Source organism: Pseudomonas edaphica (assembly GCF_965277385.1).
Lineage (GTDB): Bacteria > Pseudomonadota > Gammaproteobacteria > Pseudomonadales > Pseudomonadaceae > Aquipseudomonas > Aquipseudomonas edaphica.
In genome coordinates, this window is the sequence record NZ_OZ255725.1 from 1,606,053 (window position 1) to 1,622,170 (window position 16,118).

The window sequence follows — 16,118 nt, forward strand, 5'->3', positions numbered from 1 at the left end:
GTTGCTGCTACAACAAAGGTGCAACCACCGGCTCTTGCCGCGGCCACGCATCCAGTACGGCCTTGAACAGCGTCGCCAGCGGGATTGCAAAGAACACGCCCCAAAACCCCCACAGCCCTCCAAACAACAGCACCGCGCAGATGATCGCCACCGGGTGCAGGTTGACGGCCTCCGAGAACAGCAGCGGCACCAGCACGTTGCCATCCAGGGTCTGGATAATCCCGTACACCGCCATCAGGTAGATGAACTGGTCGCTCCAGCCCCACTGGAACAACGCGATCAACATCACCGGCACGGTCACCACCACCGCGCCCACATACGGCACCACCACCGATACACCCACCAGCAAGGCGAGCAGCGCCGCATAGTTCAGCCCGAGCGAGACAAACGCGATGTAGGTGACGCCGCCACAGATCACAATCTCAATGACCTTGCCGCGAATATAGTTGGCAATCTGCCGGTTCATTTCTTCGGCCACTCGGGTGATCAGCGCCCGTTCACGCGGCAGATAGCCGCTGACCCAGCGGCCGATCATTGCGCGGTCCTTGAGGAAGAAGAACACCAGGATCGGCACCAGCACCAGGTAGATCATGATGTTGACCAGGAGCGGCAGGCTGGACAGGGAAAAAGTCAGCGCCCATTGTCCGAACTTTCCGATTTCGCCGCGCGCCACTTCAATGGCCTGCAACACTTGCTCATCCGATACCAGGTGTGGATAACGCTCCGGCAACAGCAGCAACAGCGATTGCCACTTGGCGAGCATGCCCGGCAACTCGTTGAACAAGGTGATCAACTGATGCCACAGCAATGGCAGCACCACGACGATAAACACCACCAACAGCCCCATGAACAGGGCAAAGACCAGCCCTACCGCCACACCGCCGGGCAAACGCAGACGTTCCAGGGTAGTGACCAAACCTTGCATCAGGTAGGCCAGCACCATACCCGCCAATACTGGCGCCAGCATGCCGCCCAAGGTGAGCACGGCGGTAAAAGCCAGGAATAGCAGGACGGCCAGCACCACCGCTTCTTCATCGGAAAAATAGCGCTGAATCCAGTCTCGTAACACTTTGAACATCAATCAACCTCGGGCGGTGGTGGCGAACAGTTCAGGCCTTGCGCAACCAGTAACGGTACACACCGGCGGCATCTTCTTCGTGCAGCAGGGTGTGCCCGGCCAGCTTGGCAAAGGTGCGAAAATCGCGCTGGGAGCCTGCGTCCGTGGCGATCACCTTGAGCACGGCACCGCTGGCCAAGCGGTTGAGTTCCAGCTTGGCCTTGAGCAGGGGCAGCGGGCAATTGAGGCCACTGGCATCGAGTTCGGCGTCAAAGGCTACAGCGTTGGTCATCGGTTTGCTCCGGGCATGCGTTTGGAGTGCTTAGAATATCTGGTCCGAAGCTCAGTGTCCGGCTACAGTAAGCTCTTTGTCGAAAGGCTTTGTGCATGACTTTTTTGCGCCCTACCCTGCTGACGCTGGCTTGCCTGCTGGCCTCCCCGGCCTTCGCTGACGACCTGCCGTCACTCGGCGACGCCAGTTCTGCCATTGTCTCGCCGCAACAGGAATTCCAACTGGGCCGCGCATGGCTGGCCTACCTGCGAGGCCAGGTCTCGCAACTCAATGACCCGCAGCTCAAGGATTACGTCGAAACCAGCGTGTACAAGCTGGTGGAGACCAGCCAGGTGAATGACCGACGCCTGGAGTTCATCCTCATCGACAGCCCGCAACTCAACGCCTTTGCCGCACCCGGCGGGATTGTAGGGGTTAACGGCGGCTTGTTCCTGAATGCTCAGACTGAAGGCGAATATGCCTCGGTACTCGCTCACGAATTGGCTCACTTGTCCCAACGTCACTTCGCGCGAGGTGTGGAAGCGCAGTCGCGCATGCAGATTCCGATGATGGCCGCCCTGCTCGGCGGCATTATCGCGGCGGCAGCCGGTGCAGGTGATGCTGGCATTGCCGCGATTGCGGGCAGCCAGGCGGCAGCTATCCAGGAACAGCGCAGGTTTTCGCGCCAGAACGAACAAGAGGCCGACCGTATCGGCATCCTTAACCTGGAAAAAGCCGGTTACGACCCACGCTCCATGCCGACGATGTTCGAACGCCTGATGCGCCAATACCGTTTCGATGCCAAGCCACCGGAGTTTTTGCTGACTCACCCGGTGACCGAGTCGCGGATCGCCGACACCCGCAACCGTGCCGAACAAGCCAAGCAGGGCGGCAAGGAAGACAGCTTGCGCTACCAACTGATTCGCGCACGGGTGCAGTTGCAATACGAAGACACGCCAGGGCTGGCCGCCAAGCGCTTCCAGGCGCAATTGGACGAGAACCCGAAAAACGATATAGCGCGTTATGGCCTGGCCATCGCGCAGATCAAGGGTACCCAGTTCAAAGAGGCGCGGGAAAGCTTGCAGCCGCTGCTGGCCAAGGCGCCCAACGACATTACCTACAACCTGGCGCAGATCGAGTTGGATATCGACAGCAACCGTCTGCCGGATGCCCAGCAACGTACTGACCGGATGCTGGCCCAGTACCCCGGCAGCTATCCGCTTAATCAGATTCGCATAGATGTGCTGCTCAAGCAGAACCGTACGGCCGATGCTGAAAAGGCATTGGACGGGTTGCTCAAGTCGCGCCCCGATGATCCGGATGTGTGGTACCAGGTGGCAGAGACTCGCGGCCTGTCCGGCAATATCATTGGTCTGCATCAGGCGCGCGCCGAGTACTTTGCTTTGGTGGGTGACTTCAAGCAGGCCATTCAGCAATTGGACTTTGCCAAACGCCGGGCCGGCAACAACTTCCCACTGTCCTCGCGTATCGACGCGCGCCAGCGTGAGCTGATCGAACAGGAACGCTTGGTGAAAGGGATGATGAGCTAAAACCATCGCCCACAAAAAAGCCCCGCTTTCGGTAACCGAAAGCGGGGCTTTTTATTGAGCTAGCGGATTACTCGGCCAGCTTGAAGGTGATGAAGCTTGCACGGCCCTGACGCAGCACGCGCATCGACACCGAGCGATTCTTCGGCAACGCTTTGGCGATGTCGGTGAATTCCTTGGTGGAGTTGATCGCCTGGTTGTTCAGGTGGGTGATCACGTCGCCCGGCTGCAGGCCGATCAAGGCGGCTGGGCCGTCCTGGACTTCTTTGATCACAACACCGCTCTTGAGGTCGAAGCTCTTCTTCTGCTCGTCGGTCAACTCAACCACGGCAATGCCCAAGCGATTGCTGCTGCGCTCAACGCCTGGCTTGGCGTTGCCCAGTGCGTCCAGGGTTGCACCCTCTTCCGGGATCGCGCCGACGGTCAGCTCAACGGTCTGGCGCTTGCCGTCACGAATCACTTCCAGCTTGGCTTTGCTGCCGGCTTTCAGAGCGCCTACCAGATGCGGCAGGTCGGCGGACATGACGATCGGCTGGCCATTCATGCTCAGGATCACGTCGCCCACTTGCAGGCCGCCCTTGGCAGCCGGGCCGTCGTCCTGAATCTGCGCGACCAAGGCACCGGCCGGCTTGTCGAGGCCGAACGATTCAGCCAGGTCTTTGTTCACTTCCTGGATCACCACACCCAACCAGCCACGGCTGACTTTGCCGCCGCTTTTGAGCTGGTTGGAAACGTCCATGGCCACGTCGATCGGGATGGCGAAGGACACGCCCATGAAACCACCGGAACGGGTGTAGATCTGCGAGTTGATCCCCACCACTTCGCCCGCCAGGTTGAACAGCGGACCACCGGAGTTACCCGGATTGATCGGCACGTCGGTCTGGATGAACGGTACGTAGTTTTCATTTGGCAGGCTGCGACCGATGGCGCTGACGATACCCTGGGTCACGGTATGGTCGAAGCCAAACGGTGAACCGATCGCAACCACCCATTGCCCGGCTTTAAGGTCCTGGGATTTACCCAGTTTCAGTACGGGCAGGTCTTTACCTTCGATTTTCAGCAAAGCCACGTCGGAACGCGGATCGGTGCCCACCAGCTTGGCTTTCAACTCACTGCGGTCGGCCAGGCGCACGAGAATTTCGTCAGCGTCGGCAATCACATGGTTATTGGTGAGGATGTAGCCGTCTGGCGAAATAATGAAGCCCGAGCCCAGGGACTGCGCCTCACGCTGCCCGCCACCGCCGCCACGCGGGGAGCGTTGTTGCGGCATACCGCGCTCAAAGAACTCGCGCAGCATGGGCGGCAAGCCTTCCAGGTCAGGCATCTGCTGGTTCGAGACTTTGCGATCCGGCAGCTTCTGCGTGGTACTGATATTCACCACGGCAGGCGAAGCCTGCTCCACCAATTGGGTGAAGTCAGGCAGCTCGGCCGCTTGCGCGGACACTGCCTGACCCAGCACCAATACCGTGGCGACTATGGTTAGGTAAGACTTCAAACGTGGTATCGACATACAGCTCCCGTTACGACGAGCAGGGTTGAGCGACAGGGTTCAAGAAACGCCGAAAACTTCGACCGGCATTTTTGTTCCGCGAACAAAATAAGGTCAGAGCCGACAAGCTCTGACCTATAAAAAACATGGGGATTTTTTGCAAGTGAAAATACTGATCCAGAAATTTCATGCTCTCAGCCCCCAACCGCGCAAAGGCTCACATTGAAAGGTCAGGATGAACATAGGATTAACGACTCATGGCTTGGCGGCGGTCTTTTCGCCGCGCACCGACAGCGCGATGCGTTCGGCGGTGCCGATGGGGATTTCGCCTACAACCGTCACCATGACTTCGCCATCGACCGTGTTCAGACGGCGCGACACGGCCACAGTTGGGCCAAGCTGCGTGCGTGTTTCGCTCACACTCGCACCGTCGGTGGACTCAAGAAACACTGAGAAACGTGCAAGCCCGTCGTCGTACATCAGACTGTCGACAGTGGCGTGGGTCTGAGTATCTTTTCGCGAGACGCTGTTGGTGAGCTGAAAACCTGGAGGCAACCAGTCCAGATGCCATGCGTGGGTGGCGGGCACCTCGGGTGCTTTGGTGCTGGAAACAGCCACAGGTGAGCATTCGCTGCTGGGCAGTAAGTCACGATCTGATGGCGCAGCCGAAGTGTTCAGTCGAGTGAACTGGAAGCGCTCCAACAACTGACCCTGCTCATTGAGTAACAGGGACTTTAGCGGCAGCGCGGTTTCACGATCCAGGTGCAACTCAAAGCCATATCGGTATTGATCACGGGGAGTAATCGACACAATCACCGCATTCCGACCGGCCACGCGAGATTTGCCAATGACGGCCAGTTCGTAGAATTGAGTTAGTTTTTGCGGATCCAGAGCGCGCGAAGGCGCATCAGGCGAGTTGCCAAGGCCGGCAACCAAGGTGCCACTGACACACTGCGTGCGTCCATCTACGCGCACCAGTTCCTGGGCAGAGCCGTCGAGTTGCAACAGCCGCTCGCGGACGTGACCGTCTTGGACGCGATGCCAGATGTCATGGGTAGAGAAACTGCCGTTACGCTCGTAGACGAACGTACCTGCAAAGCTTTGCTGCTGTTCTGCACGCCCAAGTCGAGTCAGCCAGTCTTGGGCTTCGTCGGCATGGGCGGATAGTGCAAAACAACCACTGAGCAAAAGCGTAAGGAGCGGTATGGCGCGCATAGGGCCCCTTAGCGGTTTAGCGGTTTTCCAGGCTGGCTGCACGAGCGTATGGCAGAGCGCTTTCAGTGCCTTTCAAGGCCGATTCCTGTGCGTGTTGGCGCAGGTAGCCTGGAAGACGCTGGTCCTGCCAGCCGGATTGCCCTTGAAGTACGCCGTTGGCCATAGGGCCGGTGGCATCAGAGCTTTCCTTGTAGCCGGCCAGTACCGCTGGGCCTTTGACTTGCGGACCGGCCATGACCGGTTGCTGAGTCTGCTGGGCCAGTTCGGCACCGGCAATTTCGTCCTGGTTGTACAGGCGAACACCGGCCAACACGGCAACAGTCACCGAGGCAGCTACTGCCAGGCGACCCAGGCTACGCCATGGACCACGAGCAGCTTTTGCCGGAACGGCTTCATCGGCCAACGCGGCAGAAACGGCCGCAGCAATATCCAGACGAGGGATTAAAAGATCCTTGTGCATCACCGCCCGAGCGACTTGGTAACGAGACCAGGTATCACGGGTTTCGGCATCATCAAATGCGTTGAGCACTCGACGAAGTTCCAGTTCATCCGCTTCGTTATCCATCACTGCGGACAGCGATTCCTGCAGGGCATCACGACTCATGGCGGTTCCTCTCTTGGCTGTCGCCGCTGTCTTTAGTTTTCCTGCAACAACGGTTGCAAGGCTTTGTCGATGGCTTCCCGGGCCCGGAAAATCCGTGACCTTACAGTCCCCACCGGACATTGCATGACGCTCGCAATGTCTTCGTAACTGAGACCATCGAATTCACGTAAAGTTAACGCCGTACGCAAATCTTCTGGCAGTTGCTGAATAGTGCGATGAACGGTGCCCTCGATCTCGTCGCGCAGCAAAGCACGTTCCGGCGACTCGAGATCTTTGAGGCCGTGATCACCATCGTAAAATTCTGCATCTTCTGAACTTACATCACTGTCCGGTGGGCGGCGGCCGCGAGACACCAGATAGTTCTTCGCCGTGTTAATGGCGATGCGGTACAGCCACGTGTAAAACGCACTGTCACCGCGAAAATTGCCAAGTGCACGGTACGCCTTGATAAAGGCTTCCTGTGCAACGTCCTGCGCTTCATGGGTGTCGTGCACAAACCGCACGATCAACCCGAGAATTTTGTGCTGGTATTTCAGCACTAGCAGATCAAATGCTCGCTTGTCGCCACGTTGAACGCGCTCGACCAGCTGCTGATCCTCTTCCTGGGTTAGCATGAACACTCCTCGTTGTACTCGCAGGAGGCTTGCATAACTAAACGATCAGGCTTGCAAACATAGACTAGGACTTCTCGCAAAAGTTCTCCCCCTCCAAGCAAGTTTCCGGCATGCACTGATTTGGCACACACGAAAAACGCAGCACGGGCTAGGCCGGCTGCGCGAATAATCTTGTCGCCGGTTTTCTGACGCGTCCAATGCTCCCGACGGGCCAATAAACTCAACGTTTTCCCAGCTTTCGGGCAACCTGCTATTGAGTCGGGGCTCATGCAAAAAGTTCCCATCTCAATAGCCGGCCCATATGACCCAGCTGTGCACCGTAATTTCACATTGCCACGAATGCCCGGCTATTGTGCCGCTCCCCCCCTCTATATACTAGTGGCCCGTGTGACCCTTTGATTCGCCGATCCAGGCGTCCTGTTTGCGCCAGCCCTTTGGATCGCTTTTTGCGGAATCCTTCAAATGAGCCAACAGTTTCAACACGATGTTCTGGTGATCGGTAGCGGTGCGGCCGGCTTGAGCCTGGCACTCACCCTCCCCAGCCACCTGCGCATTGCGGTCCTGAGCAAGGGCGACCTGGCCAATGGCTCGACATTCTGGGCCCAAGGCGGTGTCGCCGCGGTACTGGACGACACCGACACAGTGCAATCCCACGTCGAAGACACCCTTAACGCCGGCGGCGGCCTGTGCAACGAGGACGCGGTGCGCTTCACCGTCGAGCATAGCCGCGAAGCCATCCAATGGCTGATCGACCAGGGCGTGCCGTTCACCCGCGACGAACACGCGGGCAGCGATGACGGCGGATTCGAGTTCCACCTGACCCGCGAAGGTGGCCACAGCCATCGCCGCATCATCCACGCCGCCGATGCTACTGGCGCCGCCATCTTCAAGACCCTGCTCGAGCAAGCCCGCCAACGCCCCAACATCGAATTGCTGGAGCAACGCGTCGCCGTCGACCTGATCACCGAAAAGCGCCTGGGCCTGGATGGCGAACGCTGCCTCGGCGCCTACGTGCTCAACCGCGCCAGTGGCGAAGTGGACACCTACGGCGCACGCTTCACCATTCTCGCCTCAGGCGGTGCCGCCAAGGTCTACCTCTATACCAGCAACCCCGACGGCGCCTGCGGTGACGGTATCGCCATGGCCTGGCGTTCAGGCTGTCGGGTGGCCAATCTGGAATTCAACCAGTTCCACCCCACCTGCCTGTATCACCCGCAAGCCAAGAGCTTCCTCATCACCGAAGCCCTGCGCGGTGAAGGTGCGCACCTGAAACTTCCCAACGGCGAGCGCTTCATGCAGCGCTTCGACCCCCGCGCCGAACTGGCGCCACGGGATATCGTGGCCCGCGCCATCGACCACGAAATGAAGCGCCTGGGCATCGACTGCGTCTACCTCGACATCAGCCACAAACCCGAAGCCTTCATCAAGACGCACTTTCCCACCGTCTATGAGCGCTGCCTGGCGTTCAACATCGATATCACCAAAGGCCCGATCCCGGTGGTCCCGGCCGCGCACTACACTTGCGGTGGCGTGATGGTCGACCAACACGGTCGCACCGACGTGCCCGGCCTGTATGCGATCGGCGAAACCAGCTTCACCGGCCTGCACGGCGCCAATCGCATGGCCAGCAACTCGCTGCTCGAATGTTTCGTCTACGCACGCTCGGCGGCCACCGACATCCTTGAACAGCTACCCCGCATCCCGGTGCCCGCTGCCCTGCCGCGCTGGGACGCCAGCCAGGTGACCGACTCCGACGAAGACGTGATCATCGCCCACAACTGGGACGAACTGCGGCGCTTCATGTGGGACTACGTAGGCATTGTGCGCACCAATAAGCGCCTGGCACGGGCTCAACACCGCGTACGTTTGCTACTGGACGAAATCGACGAGTTCTACAGCAACTACAAAGTCAGCCGCGATCTGATCGAGTTGCGCAACCTGGCCCAGGTTGCCGAGTTGATGATCCGCTCAGCCATGGAACGCAAGGAAAGCCGCGGCCTGCATTACACCCTCGACTACCCGCAGATGCTGCCCGAAGCCCGCGACACTATTCTGGTGCCAGCCACCTACGGCGACTGAACTTCAAGCGCACCCGCAGGCGCCGGTGCACATCGGCGACCTGCGAATCCATCGGTACGCAAACAGAACGCACCCACCACTCGCCCTGCACCCGATAGCGCAGCACCACGATCAGCGGCAACGCCAGGCTGTCCGGACGCAGCTGTACGCTGTGCCAGCCGCGCTCGGCACTGAACAATTGCCAGCCATCTTCGTCACGGCGCAGGCCACGAATCGACGAACGGTGAGTCAGCAGGATATGACGCGGCAACACCCAGGCGGCATGCGCCAGGCACAGCAGAATGCCAAGGCTTGCGAAGGGCAAATCAATAATCAACAAGGCACCCAGCGCGAACGCTTGGGCAAACAGATACGCCGCCAGCAACAGCCGAGAGGCCTGCCAGCGGCATTCGAAGCGATTACTTGGGCTGGACACGATCCAGGATCATCCGAACCATGCGCTGCAACTCCGGGTCTTCAGATTCGGCGCGTTCCATGAACCAACCGAACATGTCCTGGTCTTCGCACGTCAGCAGCCGCACATAGAGATCGCGGTCTACCTTATCCAGCGTCGCGTACACTTCTTTAGTGAACGGCACCAGCAACACATCCAACTCCAGCATGCCACGGCGGCTGTGCCAGTAGAGGCGGTTGATTTCTACATCTTCGACCATGGACTGCTCCTCAAATAGCGCGCAAGTATACAGGCCCAACGGCAGCGGAACACTCGGCTTTGGTCGCCCCATACGGAAACTATCCATTTGCCGGGCGCCCCTCTATGATGCACGCATGACTTTTTGACCTGCGAAGACCCATGGCCGACTCTGCATTTTTCTGCCCCCTGACACACGAAGGCGTCCTTGCCGTCCGCGGCTCCGACGCCGCCAAGTTCCTGCAAGGGCAACTGACCTGCAACCTCAATTACCTGAGCGACACCCAGGCCAGCCTTGGCGCGCGTTGTACGCAAAAAGGCCGCATGCAGTCGAGTTTTCGCATCCTGCTGCAAGGTGACGGCGTGTTGCTGGCCATGGCCACTGAGCTGCTCGAACCGCAACTGGCAGACCTGAAGAAATACGCGGTGTTCTCCAAATCCAAACTCACCGACGAAAGCGCCGCCTGGGCACGCTTTGGCCTGTCGAATGCGGATCAAACCCTGGCCACCCTTGGGCTTGAGCTGCCAACTGAAACCGACAGCGTGGTGCGCACCGACACATTGATTGCCATTCGTGTCTCCCAGAACCGCGCCGAACTCTGGGTGCCTGCCGAACACGCCGAAGGCGTACGCCAGCAATTGGCCAGCCAACTGCAACAAGCTGACTTGAATGACTGGTTGCTCGGCCAGATCCGCGCCGGCATCGGCCAGGTCATGCCGCAGACCCGCGAACTGTTTATCCCGCAGATGCTTAACCTGCAGGCCGTAGGCGGCGTCAGCTTCAAAAAAGGCTGCTACACCGGCCAGGAAATCGTCGCGCGCATGCAGTACCTGGGCAAACTCAAGCGTCGCCTGTATCGCCTGAGCCTCAATGCGGCGCAATTGCCCGAGCCAGGCACTCCGCTGTTCTCGCCCAACCATAACAGCGCGATCGGCGAAGTCGTCATCGCGGCAAAAGCTGACCATTCCATTGAACTTCTGGCCGTGCTGCAAGCCGAAGCTGCCGACAGCGGCGATGTGCACGTCGGCACCCTGGAAGGCCCCGGCTTACAACTGCTCGACCTGCCGTACCTACTGGATCGAGATAAAGAGATCCAGCGTTAATCGCCGCACCTTTTTGCAACACCCTAGAGAGCATGAATGAACAAGCTGGCGGAAAAAGTCCAACAGGCTTTGGTAACGGCCATCGACAACGATGACCTGGTTCTGCCGACATTACCGGAAGTGGCCTTGAACATTCGTCAGGCCGCGGAAGACCCGGAGATCAGCATCAGCCACTTGAGCAAAGTGATCGGTCGCGATACCGCGCTGTCGGCGCGCCTGATCAAAGTGGTGAACAGCCCGCTGCTACGCGCAACCCAGGAAGTCACTGATCTGCATACCGCCATCACGCGGCTGGGCACCAACTACAGCAGCAACCTGGCCATCGGTCTGGTCATGGAACAGATCTTCCACGCCCGCTCCGAAGTCGTCGAACTAAAAATGCGCGAAGTGTGGCGCCGCAGCCTGGAAGTGGCAGGCGTGAGTTATGCCTTGTGCCGCAACCACAGCCACCTCAAGCCGGACCAGGCCGCCCTCGGCGGGCTGGTGCATCAGATTGGCGTGCTGCCGATCCTCACCTACGCCGAAGACCGTTACGAGCTGTTGGCCGACCCGGTCAGCCTCAACCATGTCATCGACAGTATTCACCCGTTGCTGGGTGACAAACTGCTGGGTGTGTGGGATTTCCCGGAAATGCTGGCCAAGCTGCCGGGGCAGTACCTGGATTTGGAGCGTGACTCCCCAAGCCTGGACTACATCGACGTGGTGCAAATCGCCGTACTGTATTGCCACCGAGGCACCGCGCATCCATTGGCCAACGTAGACGTTACCAGCCTGCCGGCGCTCAAGAAGCTGCGCATCGACCCCTACAGCGAAACATTGCGTGCCGAGCTGGATGAAGCGCGCTCGATGTTCTATTGACTACCCCGCGATAAAACTCACCCGCACCTTCAACCCCGCCAATTCACCATCATGCAGGCTGATCTGCGCCAAATGCGCCCGGCAGATCTCGCCGACAATCGCCAGCCCCAAGCCCGAGCCCATGCCCTGCTGGCTGCGGCGGTAGAAACGTTCGAAAACCCGGTCCCGCTCATCCAGCGGGATGCCTGGGCCGTCATCTTCAACTTCCAGGATCGCCGGCGCGGTCACCCGCAGAATCACGTTCCCGCCCGATGGGGTGTGGGCCAGGGCGTTATCCACCAGGTTGCTCAGCAGTTCATTCAGCAAGGTCGGCTCACCGCGCAGCCACACCGGTTCGTCCGCCTCCAATGCCAGGGCAACGCCCCGCGCGTGGGCCAGCGGCGCCATGGCCATGCCCAGTTCCCGCGCCAGCTGGCTGAGGTCAAGCAATTGCGCACCGCCCTCGGCAATCGCCCGCGCGCCGTTTTCGATGCGTGCCAGGGACAGCAATTGGTTGGCCAAGTGGGTCAGACGGTCGGTGCCTTGAGCGGCGGTTTCCAAGGTACTGCGCCACGTCGCCGGGTCGCTGCTGCGCAGGCCCAGCTCAAGCCGGGCCTTGAGCGCCGCCAGCGGGGTGCGCAATTCGTGGGCGGCGTCGGCGATAAACTGCGCCTGGCGCTCGAACTGGCCGCGCAAGCGCTCGGTGAAATGATTGAGCGAGCGCACTAACGGGCCGAACTCATGCTGCACCTCCACCAGCGGCAGCGGGCGCAAATCATCGGACTGGCGTTCTTCCACGGCGGTGCGCAGGCGTTCCAGCGGGCGCAGTGCCGCACTCACGGCAAACCACACCAGCAATAACGCACCGACCGCCAACATGCCCAGGCGCAGCAAAGTGTCGGCCATCAGGCTGCGGGCCATGCTTTCGCGGGCTTCGTCAGTTTCCGCCACGCGAATTTCCGCCATGCCGTTCATGTTCGGCTCTGATACCGCCTTGAGCAGGCTGACCACCCGCACATGCTGGCCCTGGTACATGGCGTTGTAGAACCGCGCCAACGCCGGGTAATCATCGGTGCGCGGCGTGCCCGGCGGTGGGCCAGGGAGGTTTTCGTAGCCGGAGATCAATTTTCGATCGATGTCATTGACCTGATAATAGATCCGCCCGGCACTGTCGTAGGCGAAGGTATCCAGCGCCACATACGGCACATTGGCACTCAGGGTGCCGTCCACCTGGGTCAACCCGGCGGCGATGGTGCGCGCAGAAGCCAGCAAAGTGCGGTCATAGGCGGTGTCGGCGGCTTCGCGGCCATTCCAGTAAGCACTCATGCCGCTGGCGAGCATCAGCACCACCAGCAGCAGCGCCAGGTTCCACAGCAGCCGCCAGCGCAGGCTGCTGGGCTTATGCATCACGGGCTTCCAGCAAATAGCCAAGGCCACGGAAGGTCACGATGGCGATGGGCTGGCCGTCGAGCTTCTTGCGCAGGCGGTGCACGTAGATTTCAATCGCGTCGGGGCTGGCTTCCTCGTCCAGGCCGAACACCTGGGAGGCCAGTTGCTCCTTGCTCATCACGCGGCCGGGCCGCGCGATCAGCGCCTCAAGCACCGCCTGCTCGCGAGAGGTCAACGTCATCAGCTCGCCGCCCACGGTGAAACGCCGGGTATCCAGGTCGTAGACCAGCACGCCGCACGCCTGCTGACGTTCACCGCCCAGCACACTGCGGCGCAACAGCGCCTTGACCCGCGCTTCCAGCTCGGTCAACTCGAAGGGCTTGGCCAGGTAGTCATCAGCGCCCAGGTTCAGGCCATGCACACGGTCTTTTACATCACTGCGCGCCGTCAACATCAACACTGGCAGATTTTTCCCACGCGCCCGCAGACGCGCCAACACCTCAAAACCATCCATGCGCGGCAGCCCCACATCGAGAATCACCACCGCATATTCCTCGCTGCTCAAGGCCAGGTCCGCGGCCACGCCGTCGTGCAGTACGTCGACGGTCAAACCCGTGCTCTTGAGCGCTTGGGCAACACTTTCGGCGAGTTGCAGATGGTCTTCAACCAAGAGGACACGCATGGATTTTCACCTCGTTCGGGCATGGTCGACGCCACGCTTTGGCGGGCAGTTTACAGGCGCCGCCTGCCCTGTGAAGCCCGAAAACATTGAAAGGCAGCTGAAAGGTTAGTGAAAGCTTCGCCCTTTAGCATCCTGCAACGGTGGGTAATGCCCGCCGAGCTACCTGATCCGTAGCGATCGAAAAACGCCTCGAAGCGTTTTCGCCAAAATAAGAACAATAACGGAGTACACCACGATGCTGTCGACACAGCCCCAGGCTTGCCCGCCTGTGCGTTTTTCCCGTCTTGCCAAGACCGCCCTTGCCAGTGCCACCGCCCTTGCCGGCTTTTCGCCGCTTGCCCAGGCTGCCTTCTTTGAAGACAGTAGCGCGACCCTGGAAACCCGCAATATGTACTTCAACCGCGACTTTCGCGACGGCACCAGCGCGCAGCAATCCAAGCGCGACGAATGGGCTCAGGGCTTCATGCTCAACCTGCAATCGGGCTACACCGACGGCACCGTCGGCTTTGGTGTGGACGCGCTGGGCATGCTTGGGGTCAAGCTCGACTCCAGCCCCGACCGCACAGGTTCTGGCTTGCTGCCCACTGACAACGGCCGCGCTGTCGACGACTACGCCAAACTCGGCCTGACCGGCAAAGTGAAGATCTCCGCCACCGAACTCAAGATCGGTGCGCTGATCCCCGAACTGCCGACCCTCAAGCCCAACGACGGCCGCATCCTGCCGCAGACCTTCAACGGTGGCTTGCTGACCTCCAAAGAATTCAAGAACCTGGTGTTTACCGGCGGCCGCCTGGACAAAACCAAAGACCGCGATTCCACCGACTACGAAGAAATCGCCCTCAATAACAAGAACAGCCGTTTCGTCAGCGGCGCTACCGGCAAGCACTTCAACTTCGGCGGCGTTGACTACAAGTTCGCCGACAAGATCACCGGCAGTTACCACTTCGCCCAACTCGATGACGTGTACCGCCAGCACTTCCTCGGCCTGGTTGCCTCGCGCCCACTCGGCCCCGGCACCTTCGGCACCGACCTGCGCCTGGCCATCAGTGATGACACGGGCGCGGCCCATGGCGGCAAGATCGACAACAGATCGCTCAACGGCCTGTTCAGCTATGCCCTCAATGGCCATAAGCTCAGCGCCGGCTACCAGCACATGTCCGGCGACAGCGCCTTTCCGTATGTGGATGGGGCCGACCCGTACCTGGTCAACTTCGTACAGATCAACGACTTTGCCGGCGCCGAAGAACGCTCCTGGCAAGCGCGTTACGACTACGACTTCGCCAAGCTGGGCATTCCCGGCTTGAGCTTCATGAGCCGTTACCTGTCGGGTGACAACATCAAGCTCAAGAACGGTGAGACCGGCAAGGAGTGGGAACGCAACAGCGAGATCCGCTACATCGTACAAAGTGGCACGTTCAAGGATGTCGCGTTTCGCCTGCGTAATGCCACGTACCGTTCCAACTACTCGGCCCGTGATGCGGATGAAGTACGCGTGCTGGTCAGCTATAGCGTCGCACTTTGGTAGTAGCCCCTAAATAACAACAAGACGGAGATTCAAATGACCTATTCACTGCGTAAATTGGCCCTCGCCGCCGGCTGCATGTTGTTCGCCGGCCAACTGCTGGCCGCCGACGAACCCAAACGCCCGGAATGCATCGCCCCAGCCTCCCCCGGCGGTGGTTTTGACCTGACCTGCAAACTGGCGCAAAGCGCGTTGGTCAATGAGAAGCTGCTGAGTAAACCGATGCGTGTGACCTACATGCCCGGCGGCGTGGGCGCGGTGGCCTATAACGCGGTGGTAGCACAGCGCCCAGCGGACGGCGGCACACTGGTGGCCTGGTCCAGCGGTTCGCTGTTGAACCTGGCCCAGGGCAAGTTCGGCCGTTTTGATGAAAGCGCCGTGCGTTGGTTGGCAGCGGTCGGCACCAGCTACGGTGCCATCGCAGTGAAAAGCGATTCGCCCTACAAGACCCTCGACGATCTCGTCAAAGCCTTGAAGAAAGATCCGGGCAGCGTGGTGATCGGTTCCGGCGGCACCGTAGGCAGCCAGGACTGGATGCAAACCGCCCTGATCGCCAAGGCCGCCGGCATCAACCCGCGCGAACTGCGTTATGTCGCCCTCGAAGGCGGCGGTGAAATCGCCACCGCCCTGCTCGGCGGCCACATCCAGGTGGGCAGCACCGACATCTCCGACTCCATGCCGCACATCCTCAGCGGTGACATGCGCCTGCTAGCGGTGTTCGCCGAAGAGCGCCTGGACGAGCCGGAAATGAAGAACATTCCGACCGCCAAAGAGCAAGGCTACGACATCGTCTGGCCAGTGGTCCGCGGTTTCTACCTCGGGCCAAAAGTCAGCGATGCCGACTACGCCTGGTGGAAAGAAGCGTTCGACAAACTGCTGGCCTCCGAAGAGTTCGCCAAGCTGCGTGACCAGCGCGAGCTGTTCCCGTTTGCCATGACCGGCCCGGAGCTCGACACCTACGTGAAGAAACAGGTGGCTGACTACAAAGTGCTGGCCAAAGAGTTCGGCCTGATCCAGTAATCGCCCCTCTTTTGCACGGCTGCGCCCTCTTTAACGGGCGGCGCGGCCCAGGAGTTC

The 16,118-nt window shown here is 60.1% G+C and carries 16 protein-coding genes; 6 read left to right on the forward strand and 10 right to left on the reverse strand.

All coding sequences use genetic code 11. The features are described from left to right. Positions 1-7: 7 nt before the first annotated feature. Both ACQY47_RS07195 and ACQY47_RS07200 read right to left on the reverse strand, forming a co-directional pair. Positions 8-1,078 (reverse strand): AI-2E family transporter, encoded by a 1,071-nt coding sequence (locus ACQY47_RS07195; protein WP_428556687.1) that lies wholly within the window; start codon positions 1,076-1,078, stop codon positions 8-10. Positions 1,079-1,109: 31 nt separating this feature from the next. After that, complete coding sequence (locus tag ACQY47_RS07200; RefSeq protein WP_017137333.1) at positions 1,110-1,349, reverse strand: sulfurtransferase TusA family protein; 240 nt, start codon at positions 1,347-1,349, stop codon at positions 1,110-1,112. Positions 1,350-1,444: 95 nt separating this feature from the next. Between ACQY47_RS07200 and ACQY47_RS07205 the strand changes: the two genes are divergently transcribed. Then, positions 1,445-2,878, forward strand: a complete 1,434-nt coding sequence (locus tag ACQY47_RS07205; RefSeq protein WP_017137332.1) for a M48 family metalloprotease — start codon at positions 1,445-1,447, stop codon at positions 2,876-2,878. A gap of 67 nt (positions 2,879-2,945) precedes the next feature. On the opposite strand, the gene ACQY47_RS07210 is transcribed toward ACQY47_RS07205, so the two are convergent. The 4 genes from ACQY47_RS07210 to rpoE all read right to left on the reverse strand — a co-directional run bounded on the left by ACQY47_RS07210 (position 2,946) and on the right by rpoE (position 6,797). Further along, positions 2,946-4,385, reverse strand: a complete 1,440-nt coding sequence (locus ACQY47_RS07210; protein ID WP_017137331.1) for a DegQ family serine endoprotease — start codon at positions 4,383-4,385, stop codon at positions 2,946-2,948. Between the two features lie 234 nt (positions 4,386-4,619). Then, positions 4,620-5,579 (reverse strand): MucB/RseB C-terminal domain-containing protein, encoded by a 960-nt coding sequence (locus tag ACQY47_RS07215; protein ID WP_177032613.1) that lies wholly within the window; start codon positions 5,577-5,579, stop codon positions 4,620-4,622. A gap of 16 nt (positions 5,580-5,595) precedes the next feature. Beyond that, positions 5,596-6,183 (reverse strand): sigma-E factor negative regulatory protein, encoded by a 588-nt coding sequence (locus tag ACQY47_RS07220; RefSeq protein WP_034096393.1) that lies wholly within the window; start codon positions 6,181-6,183, stop codon positions 5,596-5,598. Between the two features lie 32 nt (positions 6,184-6,215). Further along, positions 6,216-6,797 (reverse strand): RNA polymerase sigma factor RpoE, encoded by a 582-nt coding sequence (rpoE, locus tag ACQY47_RS07225; protein ID WP_003172477.1) that lies wholly within the window; start codon positions 6,795-6,797, stop codon positions 6,216-6,218. A 462-nt stretch (positions 6,798-7,259) separates the two neighbouring features. Here rpoE and nadB point away from each other — a divergent pair, with 462 nt between their 5' ends. Further along, positions 7,260-8,876: an L-aspartate oxidase gene (nadB, locus tag ACQY47_RS07230; protein ID WP_017137328.1), complete on the forward strand. Its 1,617-nt coding sequence runs from the start codon at positions 7,260-7,262 to the stop codon at positions 8,874-8,876. On the opposite strand, the gene ACQY47_RS07235 is transcribed toward nadB, so the two are convergent. Next, complete coding sequence (locus ACQY47_RS07235) at positions 8,845-9,291, reverse strand: hypothetical protein (RefSeq protein WP_428556692.1); 447 nt, start codon at positions 9,289-9,291, stop codon at positions 8,845-8,847. The two genes, nadB and ACQY47_RS07235, sit on opposite strands and share 32 nt — an antisense overlap. Then, positions 9,275-9,529: a succinate dehydrogenase assembly factor 2 gene (locus ACQY47_RS07240; protein WP_017736358.1), complete on the reverse strand. Its 255-nt coding sequence runs from the start codon at positions 9,527-9,529 to the stop codon at positions 9,275-9,277. Before ACQY47_RS07240 ends, ACQY47_RS07235 begins: the two co-directional genes overlap by 17 nt. 140 nt (positions 9,530-9,669) lie before the next feature. Between ACQY47_RS07240 and ACQY47_RS07245 the strand changes: the two genes are divergently transcribed. Continuing rightward, positions 9,670-10,611, forward strand: a complete 942-nt coding sequence (locus ACQY47_RS07245; RefSeq protein WP_099548636.1) for a YgfZ/GcvT domain-containing protein — start codon at positions 9,670-9,672, stop codon at positions 10,609-10,611. Between the two features lie 36 nt (positions 10,612-10,647). Beyond that, a complete protein-coding gene (locus ACQY47_RS07250) occupies positions 10,648-11,469 on the forward strand; it encodes an HDOD domain-containing protein (RefSeq protein WP_017137324.1) in 822 nt (273 codons plus the stop codon). Here ACQY47_RS07250 and ACQY47_RS07255 read toward each other — a convergent pair whose 3' ends face one another. Both ACQY47_RS07255 and ACQY47_RS07260 read right to left on the reverse strand, forming a co-directional pair. Continuing rightward, positions 11,470-12,855 (reverse strand): sensor histidine kinase, encoded by a 1,386-nt coding sequence (locus ACQY47_RS07255; protein ID WP_428556695.1) that lies wholly within the window; start codon positions 12,853-12,855, stop codon positions 11,470-11,472. It abuts the gene before it with no gap. Then, the gene (locus tag ACQY47_RS07260; protein WP_017137322.1) at positions 12,848-13,519 is read right to left on the reverse strand and encodes a response regulator; all 672 of its coding nucleotides are present in this window, start codon (positions 13,517-13,519) and stop codon (positions 12,848-12,850) included. The genes ACQY47_RS07255 and ACQY47_RS07260 overlap by 8 nt, the downstream gene beginning before the upstream one ends. A gap of 235 nt (positions 13,520-13,754) precedes the next feature. Here ACQY47_RS07260 and ACQY47_RS07265 point away from each other — a divergent pair, with 235 nt between their 5' ends. After that, the gene (locus ACQY47_RS07265; protein WP_428556697.1) at positions 13,755-15,044 is read left to right on the forward strand and encodes an OprD family porin; all 1,290 of its coding nucleotides are present in this window, start codon (positions 13,755-13,757) and stop codon (positions 15,042-15,044) included. Positions 15,045-15,077: 33 nt separating this feature from the next. Further along, positions 15,078-16,061, forward strand: a complete 984-nt coding sequence (locus ACQY47_RS07270; RefSeq protein ID WP_017137320.1) for a Bug family tripartite tricarboxylate transporter substrate binding protein — start codon at positions 15,078-15,080, stop codon at positions 16,059-16,061. Positions 16,062-16,118: the final 57 nt, after the last annotated feature.

Bases quoted from the DNA above. Each gene is read 5' to 3' on its own strand.
- ACQY47_RS07195 (WP_428556687.1), bottom strand. From the start codon at position 1,078: ATGTTCAAAGTGTTACGAGACTGGATTCAGCGCTATTTTTCCGATGAA.
- ACQY47_RS07200 (WP_017137333.1), bottom strand. From the start codon at position 1,349: ATGACCAACGCTGTAGCCTTTGACGCCGAACTCGATGCCAGTGGCCTC.
- ACQY47_RS07205 (WP_017137332.1), top strand. From the start codon at position 1,445: ATGACTTTTTTGCGCCCTACCCTGCTGACGCTGGCTTGCCTGCTGGCC.
- ACQY47_RS07210 (WP_017137331.1), bottom strand. From the start codon at position 4,385: ATGTCGATACCACGTTTGAAGTCTTACCTAACCATAGTCGCCACGGTA.
- ACQY47_RS07215 (WP_177032613.1), bottom strand. From the start codon at position 5,579: ATGCGCGCCATACCGCTCCTTACGCTTTTGCTCAGTGGTTGTTTTGCA.
- ACQY47_RS07220 (WP_034096393.1), bottom strand. From the start codon at position 6,183: ATGAGTCGTGATGCCCTGCAGGAATCGCTGTCCGCAGTGATGGATAAC.
- rpoE (WP_003172477.1), bottom strand. From the start codon at position 6,797: ATGCTAACCCAGGAAGAGGATCAGCAGCTGGTCGAGCGCGTTCAACGT.
- nadB (WP_017137328.1), top strand. From the start codon at position 7,260: ATGAGCCAACAGTTTCAACACGATGTTCTGGTGATCGGTAGCGGTGCG.
- ACQY47_RS07240 (WP_017736358.1), bottom strand. From the start codon at position 9,529: ATGGTCGAAGATGTAGAAATCAACCGCCTCTACTGGCACAGCCGCCGT.
- ACQY47_RS07245 (WP_099548636.1), top strand. From the start codon at position 9,670: ATGGCCGACTCTGCATTTTTCTGCCCCCTGACACACGAAGGCGTCCTT.
- ACQY47_RS07250 (WP_017137324.1), top strand. From the start codon at position 10,648: ATGAACAAGCTGGCGGAAAAAGTCCAACAGGCTTTGGTAACGGCCATC.
- ACQY47_RS07255 (WP_428556695.1), bottom strand. From the start codon at position 12,855: ATGCATAAGCCCAGCAGCCTGCGCTGGCGGCTGCTGTGGAACCTGGCG.
- ACQY47_RS07260 (WP_017137322.1), bottom strand. From the start codon at position 13,519: ATGCGTGTCCTCTTGGTTGAAGACCATCTGCAACTCGCCGAAAGTGTT.
- ACQY47_RS07265 (WP_428556697.1), top strand. From the start codon at position 13,755: ATGCTGTCGACACAGCCCCAGGCTTGCCCGCCTGTGCGTTTTTCCCGT.
- ACQY47_RS07270 (WP_017137320.1), top strand. From the start codon at position 15,078: ATGACCTATTCACTGCGTAAATTGGCCCTCGCCGCCGGCTGCATGTTG.